Source organism: Sphingobacteriales bacterium (assembly GCA_016706405.1).
In the GTDB taxonomy this organism is placed as follows: domain Bacteria; phylum Bacteroidota; class Bacteroidia; order Chitinophagales; family UBA2359; genus BJ6.
The window spans coordinates 679,131-695,037 of the sequence record JADJJT010000002.1 but is presented as its reverse complement, the minus strand read 5'-3'; the positions used below and the strand labels follow the sequence as shown (position 1 = coordinate 695,037).

At 41.3% G+C, this 15,907-nt stretch carries 10 protein-coding genes; 3 read left to right on the top strand and 7 right to left on the bottom strand.

Going from position 1 to position 15,907, the window contains the following annotated elements; translation table 11 throughout:
• Window positions 1-696 precede the first annotated feature (696 nt).
• The gene (locus IPI59_09050; protein ID MBK7527680.1) at window positions 697-1,614 is read left to right on the top strand and encodes an alpha/beta hydrolase; all 918 of its coding nucleotides are present in this window, start codon (window positions 697-699) and stop codon (window positions 1,612-1,614) included.
• A gap of 192 nt (window positions 1,615-1,806) precedes the next feature.
• On the opposite strand, the gene IPI59_09045 is transcribed toward IPI59_09050, so the two are convergent.
• The 6 genes from IPI59_09045 to IPI59_09020 all read right to left on the bottom strand — a co-directional run bounded on the left by IPI59_09045 (window position 1,807) and on the right by IPI59_09020 (window position 9,923).
• Window positions 1,807-2,448, bottom strand: coding sequence for a hypothetical protein (locus IPI59_09045; GenBank protein MBK7527679.1), 642 nt, complete (start codon window positions 2,446-2,448; stop codon window positions 1,807-1,809).
• Window positions 2,449-2,463: 15 nt separating this feature from the next.
• On the bottom strand, window positions 2,464-3,105 hold the full coding sequence (locus IPI59_09040) for a DUF5011 domain-containing protein (protein MBK7527678.1): 642 nt from the start codon (window positions 3,103-3,105) through the stop codon (window positions 2,464-2,466).
• Window positions 3,106-3,153: 48 nt separating this feature from the next.
• On the bottom strand, window positions 3,154-4,641 hold the full coding sequence (locus tag IPI59_09035; protein ID MBK7527677.1) for a SusD/RagB family nutrient-binding outer membrane lipoprotein: 1,488 nt from the start codon (window positions 4,639-4,641) through the stop codon (window positions 3,154-3,156).
• An 11-nt stretch (window positions 4,642-4,652) separates the two neighbouring features.
• Window positions 4,653-7,820, bottom strand: coding sequence for a SusC/RagA family TonB-linked outer membrane protein (locus tag IPI59_09030; GenBank protein ID MBK7527676.1), 3,168 nt, complete (start codon window positions 7,818-7,820; stop codon window positions 4,653-4,655).
• A 226-nt stretch (window positions 7,821-8,046) separates the two neighbouring features.
• Window positions 8,047-8,763: a pyridoxine 5'-phosphate synthase gene (locus IPI59_09025; GenBank protein MBK7527675.1), complete on the bottom strand. Its 717-nt coding sequence runs from the start codon at window positions 8,761-8,763 to the stop codon at window positions 8,047-8,049.
• A gap of 131 nt (window positions 8,764-8,894) precedes the next feature.
• A complete protein-coding gene (locus IPI59_09020; protein ID MBK7527674.1) occupies window positions 8,895-9,923 on the bottom strand; it encodes a hypothetical protein in 1,029 nt (342 codons plus the stop codon).
• A gap of 468 nt (window positions 9,924-10,391) precedes the next feature.
• On the opposite strand from IPI59_09020, the gene IPI59_09015 reads away from it, so the two are divergent.
• Window positions 10,392-10,760, top strand: a complete 369-nt coding sequence (locus tag IPI59_09015; protein MBK7527673.1) for a hypothetical protein — start codon at window positions 10,392-10,394, stop codon at window positions 10,758-10,760.
• A 237-nt stretch (window positions 10,761-10,997) separates the two neighbouring features.
• Here IPI59_09015 and IPI59_09010 read toward each other — a convergent pair whose 3' ends face one another.
• Complete coding sequence (locus IPI59_09010; protein MBK7527672.1) at window positions 10,998-12,224, bottom strand: aspartate aminotransferase family protein; 1,227 nt, start codon at window positions 12,222-12,224, stop codon at window positions 10,998-11,000.
• Between the two features lie 326 nt (window positions 12,225-12,550).
• Here IPI59_09010 and IPI59_09005 point away from each other — a divergent pair, with 326 nt between their 5' ends.
• Window positions 12,551-15,478 carry a glycoside hydrolase family 9 protein gene (locus tag IPI59_09005; GenBank protein ID MBK7527671.1) on the top strand — a complete coding sequence of 976 codons (2,928 nt, stop codon included), beginning with the start codon at window positions 12,551-12,553 and terminating at the stop codon, window positions 15,476-15,478.
• The last annotated feature ends 429 nt before the right edge of the window (window positions 15,479-15,907 follow it).

The following is a 15,907-nucleotide window of genomic DNA, read 5'->3' as shown; positions in this document are numbered from 1 at the left end:
GGTGGGTTAATCTTCCGGAAGGGGGAATTAGGGGCAAATACAAGGCGGTGAGCTACGGGCCTAGTATTTACCCCAGCACTTGCTTAAAGCGCGGGAGGTGCCGGTGCAGGGGGAAGCGTTAAAAATCATAGCAAACGGCGGTTATATGGTTAAATACGGCGGCAATTTACGGCATTTATTTTAAGTTGTATGTGTTTGGGTAAAAAAATTGCCTTGAATGATGAAATTTCGGCAGGCTCAATTCATCGTATTTATGATTAAAGAATTAGCTTGATTTTGCACCTTCCCTTCCTCGGCGGGGTGCAGGGGTGGGTTAATCTTCTATGGCACGCAGGGTGGGTTATTTACTCGGATTGGAAGCTGCACCTAACTCCAAGGAGGAAGGACTTGAATAGTATTTACTTCTATATTATTTTTTTGTTGTTTATTGCCAGATTTGAGAACCTCCCGATGCATTAACCTTTTCCAGAAATTGGGCACTACTAATTAAAAAATATAAAATTGACATCATGTTCTAAGTTTTATTGAGCACACTACGGTTTATCTCAAAACCAGTACTATTTTACCCTAATTTCAGGCGGTAATTTCTAATTTAAAGTACTATTTGTATAAAATTAAGGCATCTGTCTATTATTTTGTTAATTTTGCTTGCAAACTTAGTCTTATCTTTAAGCAAAAATAAATCGCTACAAAATAATGCCAAGTCTTCGCAGTTATATAGTTAAACGTTATTTAAGGTTGGGGCAATATTTAATGACCAGCCAAAACAAACATAAAGACATTTTTTTCATCCGGAAAGCCTTAGAATTAGCTACTTCGCGGTTACCATCTACATCAAGCGTAACGATAACTCCTATAAAAATTAAGGGTATGGAGGCCGGATATTTTAAACCACAATTTGCCGATAAAGATGTGGTGATGCTGTATTTACACGGTGGCGGCTACGCATTTGGCTCGTATCAAACGCATAGCTCCTTAATATCGCGTTTGGCCTCAAAATTAGGGATAGGCGCAATTGGCCTTAATTACAGTTTATGGCCCGAAAACCCCTACCCTGCTGCCTTAAACGATGCTTTAACGGCTTACGAGTGGCTGTTAGAAAAAGGGTATCATCCGGAAGATATTTTTTTGGCGGGCGACTCGGCAGGTGGCGGCTTAGTATTAGCTACGCTCTTAGCCCTGCGCGACTACGATTTGCCACTTCCGGCCTTGGGCGTTTGTTTGTCGCCTTGGACAGATTTAACAGGCTCGGGCAATTCGGTTACCGAAAATAACGATATAGATTACATGCTCATTGGGAGCGAAATTAAAACTTGGGGCAAATCTTATGCTAACAACGAAAAAGTTCAGCACCCCTATGTTTCGCCGTTGTATGGCCATTTAGAAGGGTTACCGCCCTTACTTTTACAGGTTGGCACTGCCGAAGTATTGTTAGATGATTCGCTTAGTTTTGCCAAAAAAGCCCGGAAGGCTGGCAATGATATAAAACTCGAAATATGGGACGATATGCCGCATGTATGGCAGTTTTTTTGGCCAATTATTCCAGAAGCCGAAGAGGCACTTAATAGTATAGCCGCGTTTGTACGGCAAAAGATGACAATTTTGGCAAATTAGCTAACACCTTGTTATTAGTTATATGCTTTAACAATTTAAGCAAAGAACGGCTTTCTCAATATTATAGTTAATAGGGTTTAGTGTTTTGGAATGGGCATAAATTAAAAAACCCAACCGCTTATGCTAAATAGAATAGCTACAAACGGTTGGGCGATATTTTTTATTAGTTACCAGCAACTAATAAACGAAACACTAATGTGGTTCATCTTCTAAAAAACCAGTGCGGCGGTGTCCTTGAATAACATAAGGCCCGTCGGGTAGTTCGCTTGAACTGGTTATGCCCCATACTACAGTTGTATCGCCAGTTTCGGCGCTAATATCGTACGATGAAGCAGTATAAATTTCTGATCTGTAAATAGCAGTAATAGTAAACCTCATGCTATCGGTAGTTGTGCCCGATGGTGGGTGGGCTGCGCCAGATAAAATGCCACCACTAATGGTAACAAACTCAGGCACCGCGCTTACCGATTCGGTGGTTTCGCCCAAAGGTACTACTACGCTGGGGTCGGGGGCATCGCCAGGGGCAAATTCAATATTAGCCGCTTTTGATGATGACATAGTTTTAGCATTCTGGTCGGTGCTTGCTTTAAATTGCATGCCAAAAAAGTCGTGGTCTATTAACCACATTTCCGAGGCAGTATTAGCAGCGGTGTTTGTTGTTGTCATTAAGCCCTGACCTGCAAGGTGCGTACCTGCTTCGTCAAACAAGTCAAGTACCCACTCGCCAGCCATTGCCTGAGTGTTGGTGCCCGTAATTTCTGGCTCGGTGGTTAAGTCGCACGACGTTAAGCTAAAAATTATTAATGATAATACTATTAATATTGATTTTTTCATTTTTACTTTTTTAGTTTATTGTTTAATAAAAGTACGAAGAGCAGCACCATAACCCGAATTAATTACTACCCATTTAAAATTCACACCTAACTCAACACTTTCGTTGGTACACTCGAAAGCGTTTCCAGGTGTATTTTGGAATGGCACATCTATTTTGCCAGGTGCATAATAATAAAAGAATACGCCTATACTTGGATTGGGGACTGCAACACCGCCAACATTGTTAGAGTAAAACAAGTTTCCGGATATTTTTGACACCGTAGCAATACCCTGTGCGCCAGCGTTCCGTTTATAGGCGCCTGACATATCTTGGCCAGCTACAGCAGGGTCAATAACGCCAACATAACGGTAATCGGTAGAAGAATAACCGTCTTTATTTACTGCGGTGTAACTAATGGTGTAAACACCGGGGGTGTTAACATCAACTGTGCCCTCTGTTGTAACCGAAATTTCTGTTTCGCCCTCTTTGGCAACAACTCCGGGGTCGGTAAACGAACCACCAACAGCAATTTCGTTCCATTGGTCGCCATTAAGGGTAATTACCGGATAATAAGTAATGGTTGAAAGATTGGCCGTAGTTTTTTCCTTTTCGCAGCTCGATAAAAAAACGAGTGCAAATGCCAAAACCACGCCAAAACTAAATTTGATATTTTTCATTATGTTAAATTTAATTTAGTTTAGTTTAATTAATAAAACAAAAATTGGTTAAGGCATCCACCATACTTTATCAGTAATAGTTTCGCCGGTGGGTGTATTGGTATTAACATCACTTGAAGCCGATGGATACAACAAACGTTTAGGGAATTTACCACCTGTTACGCCATTTTTAGCATATACAAGTTCGCCAGGAACATAAGCGGGGTCGGTTGCTGATACAGGCGAGATTTTGGGGTAGCCTGTGCGTGCTTGGTCGAAGAAAGCTTCCCAGCCTTGTTTAAACATACCCACCCATTTTTGGGTCATAAGGGCTTTTAGCTTATCAGCATCCGAGCCACCCGAAGGGTAAGCATAAGCGCCACCTGCATCTAAGATGCCAGCTGGAGGAGCAATACCAAATTTAGCATAGGCCGCAGTAACAGCCTCATTATAAAGTGAGCTAATATCTTGGCCCATACGCAAACGGGCTTCGGCTTGTAAAAATAACGACTCGTCGTAGCTAATAAAATAAAAAGCATCGGTTGGGCTTAAAATAACGGTGCTTACCCTAGCGCCGGGTGTTGTAGTTGTTGGGGCTTCGTAATCGCCTTGCTCTAAACCATATTGTCCGGCATTACCAGGCGCAAAGTAAGCATCCATTCGGCCAAAATCACCGTTTGCACTTAAAAACGACTCAATAGTACGGCTCATTCTAAGATTAGTTGCAACGTTAAGTTGGCGTATATTGTTTTCGTACAAAAAATTACTGCGGCTTGCCTCGTCAATAAATTGAGTTATGGCAGCGTGGGTATCTAAAAATTGTGTTCCATTGGTCATCATTGCCGAGATGGCACTCATGGCAGCAGCTTTATTAGCACTTTCTGCTTGACGCAAGTACATTTTAAGTTTTAAGGTATTGGCAAACTTTTTCCAGTTGTCAATTTGCGAGCCAAGGTCGCCAGTTCCAAACACTAAATCGGTTTTAACATAGGCGTTGCTTGTTGCATCAAAATCTTTGCCTAATGCTTCGTCAATTGCGGCAATTAAACCAGCATAGACGTTTTGGCCGTCGTCAAATTTTGGTTGTATATTGTCAAGGCCTTTAAGGGCTTCGCTATAAGGAATTTTATCGAAAAAGTCAGCCAGTATTTGAAAGCCGTAGGTTTGTACTACAACAGCTTGCAGGTAAAGATTCCAGTTGCCTTTTTCGGCAGCACCTTTTTTTACTAATTCAAGGTCATTAAGACCTCCGGCATATAGTTCGTTCCAAGCAGAGTTATAGTCGGCAGGCACTAAACTATAGGCATCTAATGTTTTGTATTGCGAGCTAACATTCGATTGTGTCCAGTGCTGCGACCATAAGCCGGCAACAATAGCAAAATCGGCCCCTATAGTACCTCCAACAGATGTTTGTGCTACGGGCAAAATATTTTCGGGCTCCATAGTGGCGGGGTTATTGGGGTCGGTATTAACATCCAACCATTCCGAGCACGATGTAGCCGTAAAGATAAATAGTAATGCTATTAGGTATTTATTAAATAAAAATAGTTTTTTCATCGTTTTTTGGTTTAGAATGTTACGTTAAGTTGTATACCATAAGTGTAAGAAGATGGGCCAGTAGAGAATTCGCCGTACATGCTACTTAGGTCGGTACCAAATGTATTCGATTCCGGATCAACAAAGTGATTGCCAGATGGGGTCCACAAAATAAGGTTACGTCCAAAAACACCTATAGTAGCTTTTTCAATATTTGCTTTGCGCACAAAGGCGGTAGGTAGTTGGTAGTTTAAATACAAGTTACGCAATTTAAAGAAAGTTTTGGGTAAAACGTGTTTATTTTGCCACGAGTCGGTTGCACCGTAGTAAGTAAATACGTCAGCTCTTGAAACTGGTGTAGTATTTTCAACAAAGGTACCATCTCCTGCATCAACTACCGAGTTAGGAATTATCCATGGTTCGCGGTCGTTGTACTGTGTTTCCCATGCGTTACCTACAAAATAATTTAAGCGTGCAGTATAAGAATAAAATACACCACCCTGGCGATAGTCGCCATCGGCACCAAGGGTAAGGCCAAAAGCGCTAAGTGCAGTGCCAAAGCCCATAGTAAAGTCGGGGTTAATGCTTCCCATATATTCTTTATCGTCAGCAAGCTGGGGCAATCCGGTTACGGGATTTACAATAACGTTGCCATTGGGGTCAGTAGCTTCTTGAGGTGCATAGATTGCGCCAAGGGGTTTACCTACTTCAGCGCGCAAATCAATATCGTAGCTTGAGTTCAGTAGAATCGAGGTTTTATCGCTATGACCTAATTCTAACACTTCGTTGTCAATTTTGGTATAGTTCCAGTTTAAATCCCATGTAAAATTACGGGTACGAACCGGAGTTCCTGAAAGAGCGATTTCCCATCCTTTGTTTTGTACTTTACCCAAATTAGTTGTCTGGTTGGTGTATCCGGATGCAGCCTCAACTAACAAATTGATGATTTGGTCAGAAGTGTTGCGGTTGAAATAGGTTAGGTCTAAGCCTAAACGGTTCATAAACAGTTTAGTTTCCACACCAAATTCAACTTCCGAGGTCAATTCGGGGCGCAAATTTTTGTTGCCTGCATTGTTTGACAATTCGTAGGCATTAACACCACCAAATGGGAATAAAACACTACCAAAGCCCCCAGCGCGCGATTGACCTGCTATAAATACAGGTAGTACTTGATAGGGGTCGGCATCGTTACCAGTACGGGCATAGCCCGCGCGTAGTTTGAGGTAATTAATTTTACTTGGCATTGTAAACGCGTCAGATAAAACAGCACTTACACTTGCACTTGGGTAAAAATACGAGTTGTTTTCGATAGGCAATGTACTTGAACGGTCGTTACGGCCACCAAGCGATAGGTATAACCAACGGTCAAAACCAAGTGATACCGAGCCATAAACACCTACTAACCGGCGTTGCGATATAACCCTTCTTGTTACCGGTGTTACCGTAGTATTACTTAGACTAAAATAGTCCGGAATTACTAAATTAGTTACTTGTGACACAAAGAGATTGGCGTTTCGAGCATTGATATTATGCCCAACTGTGGCGCTTAAATCAAGTTTGTCGCTAAGTTGGCGTTTCCAAGTTAAAAATAAATCGCTGTTAAACTGTTGGTTTTTACGGCTTATTTCGGCAACAGCACCTACAACATCATTAGCTGATGAGTTTGGTGTACCATCGTTAATAATACCTAAATTACCCCAATCTTTTTGGAAAGCATTTGATACGTCTGCACCGCCGCGCCACATCAATTTTAAGTCAGTTAAAATATCGTAGCCTAATTCAATGTTTCCGTAAACGCGGTCTTCGTCATATTGGTTACCTTGGTTGTATAGTGTCCAATATGGGTTTTGCGCATAAGGGGTAAAAAAGTTATCTAAGTTATAAAAATCACGTGCGGGGTCTGTTGGGTCGTTGTATTTTTCGTAGTCCACAATTGAGTGGTCGCGTGGCATTTGAATAATTTCTTGCCAAACTACATTGCCAGCACCTGAATCATCTCCTTGTCCGGTAGCTACGGCACTTTGGTTTTTGTTTACGTAGTTAATAGACGAGCCTATAGACAGTTTATTGTAACGGGTTCCGCCGTTAAAACCAAAGGTATGACGTTTATAGGTGTCGCCATCTGAAGGCACTACACCATCGGCATTTGCAAACGAGTAAGAGAAGCGATAATTGCTGTTTTCGTTTCCGCTACCTAATGACAAACCAGTATTAAAACCGCGCCCAATTTCAAAAAATTCGCGCAAATTGTCTTCCTGTATAACAAAAGGTTTTAATTGTTGCGAGTTGTTAACAACATTACCCCAAAGGCGAACTTTGCCGTCTGCTTTAGGGCCCCAGCTTCCATTTTCTTCGTAGGCAGATAAGCCGCTCCATCCTTGTCCGTAGGTATTTTGTAAGAATGGCACACGCAAAACCTCCGATTGAGTGTAAGAGGTGTTAAAATCAACTTTTATACGGTTGGCATTGCCTTTTTTGGTGGTAATAAGCACAACGCCGTTGGCAGCACGGCTACCGTATAAAGCCGAGGCAGCACTACCTTTTAATACGTCTATGCTTTCGATGTCGGCGGGGTTAATATCGTTCATTTGGTTACCAAAATCGGTTGAACGATTAAAATCATCGCTTGAGTTTAAGGCCGAGGTAGAACCACCGTTGCCGCGGTTGTTAAGCGGCACGCCATCAACAATAAACAAGGGTTGGTTGTTGCCTGTAACTGAGTTAAAACCGCGAATGTTTAAAACGGTCGAGGCACCGGGTGCCCCTGATGCGGTTGAAACTACAAGTCCGGGAACTTTAGCATTTAGCGCATCTAATGCACTATTGTTTTTGGTGGCATTAATAGCATCGCCATCAACTTTGGCAGTGCTATAACCCAAGGTTTTCGAGTCGCGGCTAATACCTAAGGCAGTAACAACAACTTCGCCCATTAACGTGCGGTCTTCGTTCATTTGCACGTCAATGGTATTCGATGTACCAAGGTCAATTACTTGTCGGCTGTAGCCAACATAGGTAAATTGCAAGGCACTACCACTTGAAGGAACATTAATTAAGTACTTACCATCTAAATCGGTAACTGTACCAACGCCTGTTGACCCAACTACTACAATGTTTACGCCTACTAAGGCCTCGTCAGTTGTAGCATCTGTAACTGTACCAGTAACCACTCGTACAGTAGCTCCTTTTGCTTGGCCATACATTGCCTGATAAGGCAGTAGTAAGGCAAACAGTAACGCCATAATAGCGTATAGCTTCTTCATAAGTTACTTAGTTTTATTGTTTAAAAAATAAGAAATTTCAACGCGCAATTTTACGAAGTTTAAACGAGTTATTAAAATTTTATTTAGAAAAATGTATGTGAATAGATAAAAACTTGTAAAAAATAGCCAAAACATTTTAGTTTTAAGATAGTTTACCAACTCAAAATCAATCCAGCGCACGTTTATATAATTGTATCGTATTTTGTAAACCATAATATAAAGCGTCGCAAATGAGTGCATGGCCAATTGATACTTCTAATAACTTTGTCACCATTTTGGCAAATTGGGGTAAGTTTTGCAAGTTAAGGTCATGGCCAGCATTTAGGCCTAAGCCGCACCTTTGTGCCCATTTAGCTGCTTGTATATAGGGGGTTAGGGCTTTTTCGGGATGGAGTAAAAATTGTTCGGCATACGGGCCTGTGTATAGTTCAACTCTGTCGGCACCTGTTTGGGCGGCAGCCACAATTTGCCTTTCATCGGTTTCTATAAACAAACTAACTCTAATACCATGTGTTTTTAATTTGGCGATAATATCGCACAGAAACTGCTGATGTTTAAGCACGTCCCATCCGGCATTCGAAGTTAATACGCCCGGAGGATCCGGAACCAAGGTGCACTGGGTTGGCTTAACATCGCATACCATTTGCATAAATCGCGTATCCGGATATCCTTCAATATTAAATTCGGTGGTTATTACTTCTTTTAAGGCATATACATCGGTGTATTTTATATGGCGTTCATCATGTCGGGGGTGAACTGTAATTCCATCTGCGCCAAATTGTTCAATATCAAGGGCTACTTGCACCACATTGGGTATATTGCCTCCACGTGCGTTTCGCAAAGTGGCAATTTTATTTACATTTACACTTAAGCAGGTACTCATGATTTAATTGTATTAGCCTTAAACAAAGAGGCAAAATTACACAATTAGGTTGTTAAACAAACAAGCGATGTTGGGCGGTACCAAACATCGCTTGTTAATAAGAGCTAAATTCCGGAATCCGGATAAAAATATTAAAAGTCAAATAAATCTGAATATTGATTTTTGCGCCCTTCTTTTGTTGGTGCTTGCACTGGTGCATCTAAATCAATGGGGGTGCCTGAATCACTGCTGTTCGACGAGTTAATGATACTTTGTTTTTCGGCGCCCAATAAAAACGAAGAGCCTTCTTTCTCCCATTTTTCTAACATTTTAAGGCCTTCTTCTTCAAAAACGCCATTTTGCAGGTCTATGCTTTCCATAAAATTCGATGATATTTCCATGAAACGCTCCATTTCACCCACTTTATTACCTATATCATCGGCTATGGCCTCCATTGCTTGATCAAACATAGCGCGGCGGTCTTTATCTCCTGAAATAATATTCATTGCCGACTGCATTGCCGAGTGGCTTGCACGGATAGCCTCGCGTTCGCGTTTTCGTACTGACACTTCGTCTTGTATGTCTTCGAGTAGCACTTCTGAATTTTCATACATTTTGCAGAGCACTTTATAAAGCACCTCCATTTTTTTATAAAGGTCGGTTAATTTTAAATTCGACTCTTGAAGGCGGCCTGCTTTACGAGCTTTTAGCACCATAATATTGTCTTTGCCCTTTTCTTTGGCTTTACTTGCTAAAGCCATATCGCTTTGCATTTGGCGCTCGTTTTTGGTAATTTCGTCGCTAAGGCGGCGCATTTGTCCGCGCAACATCGAAATTTGTTCACCCATTTTTTTAAGGTTATTGCGCAAGTCGTCCACATAACTTTCAATGATACCTATTGGATCAATTTTTACAAATAATCCGGTTATAAATCGCATAATGCTTTTATAAATATACCAAATTAAATTGCGGAATTTAGGGTCGAGGACAACATAAACAACTGCTGCCAACACCGATAGCATAATTACTAAGTAAAGCGTATTTGCTGCTAAAGCAATTAAGGCAGGTAAAAAAGTATAAAGTAAAAAAGCACCGCCGCCTAATAATAAAAGGCCAAAAAAGGCACCTGTTTTACCTTCGGGGCGTTTCCAAAATGTTTTGGTAGGAGTTATTTCTTGCATAACTTAAGAACGTCAAATAAATTTATGTGCTGTAATTAAGGGCTAATTAATGGCGCAAAATTAACAAAACGAATTGAAATGAAATAATTTATTGCGCCCCGATATCGGTAATTATTTATTTGACCGACAAAAATCCGGAAGATTAAGGCATTAAATCTCTATTTTAGCTTACAAAATTACTTATGCGTGACAGGTAAATGCCGGTTTGTTTTATCAAATCAGGCTATTTATTCTATCAAAGTAAGCACTAACTATTTTTATCCTTATGATTTTAGTACCTACTTAGCATGTAAAAACTTACGTTACAAGAGGTAATAAAACCATAAATTAAGTTCTATTTATGTTTTTTTTTAGAAAAATTTAACAACTGGAGTTTGGTATTATAAATTGCCTTAACTTTGTAGCTTGGATTTTACATCCATTAAAAATTTTAATTTCTATTTTCACTATTTCCTTATTTTTAACACAATGAAAAAAGTACTATTAATTGCTTTAGTTGCTACTATGGCTTTAGTTGCATGCGGCGGCGAGAAAAAAGAACCCGCTAAACAGCCTGAAACTACAACCCAAACTACTCCCCCCGCTACCACCACTAACCCTGCTGATGCTGCTGCAAATGCTGCTACTAACGCTGCTACTGCTGCTGGTGATGCTGCTAGCAATGCCGCTGCTGCTGCTGGTGACGCTGCTAAAAATGCCGCTACTGCTACTGGCGACGCTGCTAAAAATGCTGCTACTGCCGCTGGCGACGCTGCCCAAAAAGCCGGCGATGCCGCTAAAAAAGCTGGTGATGCCGCTAAAAATGCTGCCAAAGATGCTGCTGGCGCTAAAAAATAAGCACCACCAAGTTTTGATGGCGTAATTAATTTACTTTAATTACAAAGTAATGTAAATTAATTTTAATTTAAACACAACTACCCCCGAGCGAAGAAAAAGGTTTCGGGGGTTTTTATTTGTACCTAATTAGTTCGTTTGCTTTTTACCGAGCAAATTTGAACTGTTTATCGTCAAATATTGGGGGTATAAAAATAAAACATAGATACACCGTAACTAATTTGTTGATTTGTAAGGTGCCTAAAACTCAGCATTGATGCTTTCGATAATAAGTTGGCAAATTGCCCGAATTTGCTCAGTAGTAATAGTTAATGGTGGGGCTAAACGCAGGCAATTAGGAGCAAATAAAAACCAATCGGTTAAAAGGCCGCGCTGTAAACAATGGGTAATAACCTGTTGATTAAATTGTTCGGATTCAAATTCTATGGCCATTAATAGGCCAGCACGGCGTAAATTTATTATTTTAGGGTGTTTTAATAGCTGGCCAAACAAGGCCGACTTTTGTTCTACCTCATTTATATAATTTGTACTTAACAAGACTTGTAATCCGGCCAAACCTGCCGCACAGCAAACAGGATGTCCGCCAAATGTGGTAATATGCCCAAGTACCGGATTAGTTTTTAAAACCTCCATAATTTGCTGCGATGTAATAAATGCGCCTATAGGCATTCCGGCACCAAGGGCTTTGGCTAATAATAAGATATCCGGAATTACGCTAAACTGCTCAAAGGCAAACAAAGTTCCGGTGCGCCCTAAACCGGTTTGTATTTCGTCAAAAATAAGTAATGCCCCAACTTCGTTACAACGCTGCCGAACAGCAGTTAAAAACTTGGGGTTTGGCAATATTACCCCTGCTTCGGCTTGAACTACCTCCATCAAAACAGCTGCTGTTTGCTGTGTTATTTGTTGCAAGGCTACTTCATTATTAAAAGGTAGGTGTTTAACATCGGGCAATAATGGCCGGTAAGCTTGTTTAAAATACTCGTTTCCCATAAGGCTAAGGGCTGCATGGGTGCTGCCATGATACGCATTATTAAAGCCCACAAGCTGGGTGCGCCCGGTATAACGTTTGGCTAATTTTAAAGCGCCATCTACCGCCTCGGCACCTGAATTGACAAAATAAACACTATTTAATTGTTGTTGAGGCAAATTTTGGCATAACAAATGGGCAAATTGCACTTGCGGCGCATGTACTACCTCGCCATAAACCATTAGATGCATAAAATTGGCTGCTTGCTGTTGGACGGCAGCAACGACTGCGGGGTTGCCATGCCCTAAATTACTAACACTTATGCCCGAAATAGCATCGTAATAGGCTTTCCCCAAAGCATCATATAAGAAAATGCCCTCGGCATGGGTAATTTCTAATAATAAAGGCTGTGGACTTGTTTGCGCAACATGTTGCAAAAATAATTGCCGGAGTGGAGGGGATAAGTTATGGGGTGCTAAAGACGACTTGGGTGGCATTCTTTAAGGATGTGATGTTTAAAATTCATCACTTTATAGTTTTATCGGTGTAAAATTTGGTTGTAAAATTAAGTTATTTAGCAATTTACAACTATTTTTTAAAAACAAGGCTAACAAATTTTAGTTTTTGACTGCATAGAAAGAAGCATTTCAGTTGGTGATACAAGCCCGATTATATTGTCTTTTCCGGATTAGCTCAGCTAGTCCGGAAAATCAAAATAAAAAAAATTACAATTTAGTTTCTTTTCCGCGGTGCAAGTGCGCAAATATAAATTTAACTTTGGTGCTTAGTTTAATCGTTCACTCTGTTCTTATCAGTTCTTCCTATGCAAATTAAGTTGTGTTTTACTTACGTAATCGTTTTTATTGCAGTTTTTTTGCCCTGCGCACCTGTTTTTGCCCAAGTTGATGGCACAGACAGTTTTGTTTCGGGCGGTATTACCCGAACCTTTAATTACCACCTGCCTACTAATGCGCCCGGCAAAGATTTACCTTTGGTAATTGTGCTGCATGGCGCGGGGGGTACCGGTGCCGGCATAAAAGCTACAACTGGATTTGACGCCATTGCAAATACCGAAAATTTTATTGTTGTTTACCCTAACAGCACCAATATTGGCGGCACTTTACAATGGAATGCTTATGCCGATGGCACACCCGGCCACCCCAGCGATGCCAACGCAACAGATGATGTTAATTTTACCTCCGATCTTATAGACTATTTTTACGAAGATTATCAAATAAACCGCAACAAAGTATATGTTACCGGCTTCTCGAACGGCGGGTTTATGGCATACTACTTAGCTTTAGCATTGCCCGGACAAATTACCGCCATTGCCCCTGTAGCTGCCAGCCTTTGGGGCGACTGGGCAAATTATATTCCGGCCAATTTAAACGAAAAACCTATTTTTCATATCCATGGTACTGCCGATGGTGTTGTAATTCCTCCGGCGGTTAATGCCAACTGGATAGATATTTTATCGAACTATGCGCAAGGCACAGCCGGAGGTTGCGACGGCACTGCCTATTACACCGAAACTCCTTATCCCGGATTAACCGAATACATTATCAATTCGTGCGGAAACGATGAAATTAAGTTGCATTTAATATCCGGATTAGGGCACGCATGGCCCTCAAACGCCTATACGCCTTTAAGTCCGGCAAGGGTAATTTGGGCATTTTTCAACACTTTTTCCTTGAGTAACTACAAAACCTCATCACTAAACAATATACCAACCCCACCATATTGTCATCAAATTAAAGTTGACCAATTTGGATACTTACCCACCGCCCAAAAAATTGCTAATATTAGTTGGGCAAGCGATGGCTATAATAACGATAACGATTTTTATCCCAGTTTAACTACTTACGAGTTACGGCGTAAAGCTGACAATCAAACTGTTTTTTCGGGCAACAATACGATGTGGAAGGGTGGGATAAAACACGACCAATCGGGCGATTATATTTGGCAATTCGATTTTAGTGCCTTTACCACTCCCGGAACCTATTATGTTTACGAGCCTATAAGTGAAACTCGTTCAGATTATTTTAATATTAGCGATTACGCCTACCGCATTACCCAACGCGAGGCATTGCACGCCTTTTATTACCAGCGTTGCGGTGTGGCAAAAAATGCTGCCTATACTACCCCCGGACACGACGATGCAATTTGCCATAACCACGCCAACCAAGACCTCGATTGCCAATTAGTAACCAACCCACTACCTGCCAACAGCAAAAACCTTTCGGGCGGCTGGCATGATGCCGGCGACTTTAACAAATATACCAATTTTACGCTAACGCCCGTACAAGCATTTTTATACGCCTACGAAGAAAACTCAATTGCATGGACAGATAATTTTGGAATTCCGGAATCGGGTAATAATATTCCGGATATTTTAGACGAATTAAAAATTGAGCTCGATTGGTTACTTAAAATGCAAAATGCCAACGGCTCGGTGCTAAACAAAGTATCGGTAGCCAATTTTGCGGCAAGCTCGCCCCCAAGTACCGATTTGGCTGCCCGTTTTTACGGCGAGGCCGGCACAACAGCCACCCTTACTGCCGCCGCCAATTTTGCCCATGCCGCCATTGTTTACAAGTCCTTGGGTATATCAAGCATGACAACCTACGGAAACACACTTCAAACAGCCGCTATTAATGCCTACACATGGGCAAATGCAAACCCCAATATTCAATATTTTAATACCGGATTTTCGAGCATGAACCCCGAATACGGCGACTTTGCCTATAACCGCGATGCCCTTAAAGTAAGTGCTGCCGCTTATTTGTACGCACTTACAGGAAACGCTACTTACCGCACCGATGTGGACAATAATTACGGAAACGTCCATCTATTGCAATGGGGATTTGCCTACCCTTTTGAAGGTAATTACCAAGATGCGCTGCTTTACTACGCCAAAACATCCGGAGCCACGGCTTTAGTAGCTAACAATATCAAAACCACCTACAAAAACTCAATTACCGGCACCACCGAAAATCTGCCCGCCTTTACCAGCAATGAGGATGCTTACAGAGCTTACTTAAAAGATGCCGACTATACTTGGGGAAGCAATACCACTAAAAGCATAAAAGGCAATATGTTTAGCAATATGTACGAGTTTGGCGTTGATGTGGTTGATAGCGTAAATTACCGAAATGCCTGTGCAGGTTTTTTGCATTATTTCCATGGCTTTAACCCTAATGGCCTTGCATTTTTTACCAATATGAACAAACAGGGGGCTATTTACTCGGTTGATGAGATTTACCATGCCTGGTTTCATGATGGTTCTACAAACTGGGATAGGGTTGGTGAAAGTTTGTACGGCCCGCCATCCGGATTTATTCCCGGAGGCGTTAATCCAACCTATGTTCCCGATGGTGCTTGTAACTGTACTATAAATCCGCCACAAAATCAACCTATTCAAAAAAGTTACCACTCGTGGAATACAAGTTGGCCTCAAAACTCGTGGGAAATTACCGAAATAGGTATTTACACGCAGGCAGCTTATTTGCGTTTGGTAAGCCAGTTTGTTTCGCCGCCTTGTATAACCAACCCCCAAATAAACGGGCCTGTTGTAGGCGATTGTTTGCCCGGCGCTGTTGCCATTTACAGCGTTGCCGAAATACCCAACTCGACCTACACTTGGACGGTTACGGGCGGCACAATTTTAAGCGGGCAAGGCACCCCCTTTATTACCGTGCAATGGACAACCGGCTCAGTCGGCACCGTTGATATAACACAAGGGTATGAATAGAACAAGACAAAATGCTTATTCATAAAGAAAAAGCATAATAAAAAGCCTATTTTATAGGGCAGCAAAACAAAGTGAGGTATTGGGCTAATACAGTTGCCATTTTTGTCTTAAAACTTCTGGAAGCTCCCAGTTTCGAGCTAAAAAACCGCAAAAAAATCATCCGGATAAAAGTGGTGCGGAGCGGCTTACCCCTCAAATCCTGCCGGTAATAGTTCGAATGAACTTTTTTATTTAAACGCATACAACTTAATATAAATGCCGTAAATTTAACGCAATATTTATACCTTCAATTTATCTCACCTGCTTGTGATTAGCACGCAAGCGCAAATAAACCATATTTTACCACGAATACGGGCATGCAGCGCATTTTAACACACTTAATAACGGCAATTATTGGTTAGGCAACATCAATCATATTGTTAACAATAA

Bases quoted from the DNA above. Each gene is read 5' to 3' on its own strand.
- IPI59_09045 (MBK7527679.1), bottom strand. From the start codon at position 2,448: ATGAAAAAATCAATATTAATAGTATTATCATTAATAATTTTTAGCTTA.
- IPI59_09035 (MBK7527677.1), bottom strand. From the start codon at position 4,641: ATGAAAAAACTATTTTTATTTAATAAATACCTAATAGCATTACTATTT.
- IPI59_09030 (MBK7527676.1), bottom strand. From the start codon at position 7,820: ATGTATGGCCAAGCAAAAGGAGCTACTGTACGAGTGGTTACTGGTACA.
- IPI59_09005 (MBK7527671.1), top strand. From the start codon at position 12,551: ATGCAAATTAAGTTGTGTTTTACTTACGTAATCGTTTTTATTGCAGTT.
- IPI59_09025 (MBK7527675.1), bottom strand. From the start codon at position 8,763: ATGAGTACCTGCTTAAGTGTAAATGTAAATAAAATTGCCACTTTGCGA.
- IPI59_09010 (MBK7527672.1), bottom strand. From the start codon at position 12,224: ATGCCACCCAAGTCGTCTTTAGCACCCCATAACTTATCCCCTCCACTC.
- IPI59_09040 (MBK7527678.1), bottom strand. From the start codon at position 3,105: ATGAAAAATATCAAATTTAGTTTTGGCGTGGTTTTGGCATTTGCACTC.
- IPI59_09020 (MBK7527674.1), bottom strand. From the start codon at position 9,923: ATGCAAGAAATAACTCCTACCAAAACATTTTGGAAACGCCCCGAAGGT.
- IPI59_09015 (MBK7527673.1), top strand. From the start codon at position 10,392: ATGAAAAAAGTACTATTAATTGCTTTAGTTGCTACTATGGCTTTAGTT.
- IPI59_09050 (MBK7527680.1), top strand. From the start codon at position 697: ATGCCAAGTCTTCGCAGTTATATAGTTAAACGTTATTTAAGGTTGGGG.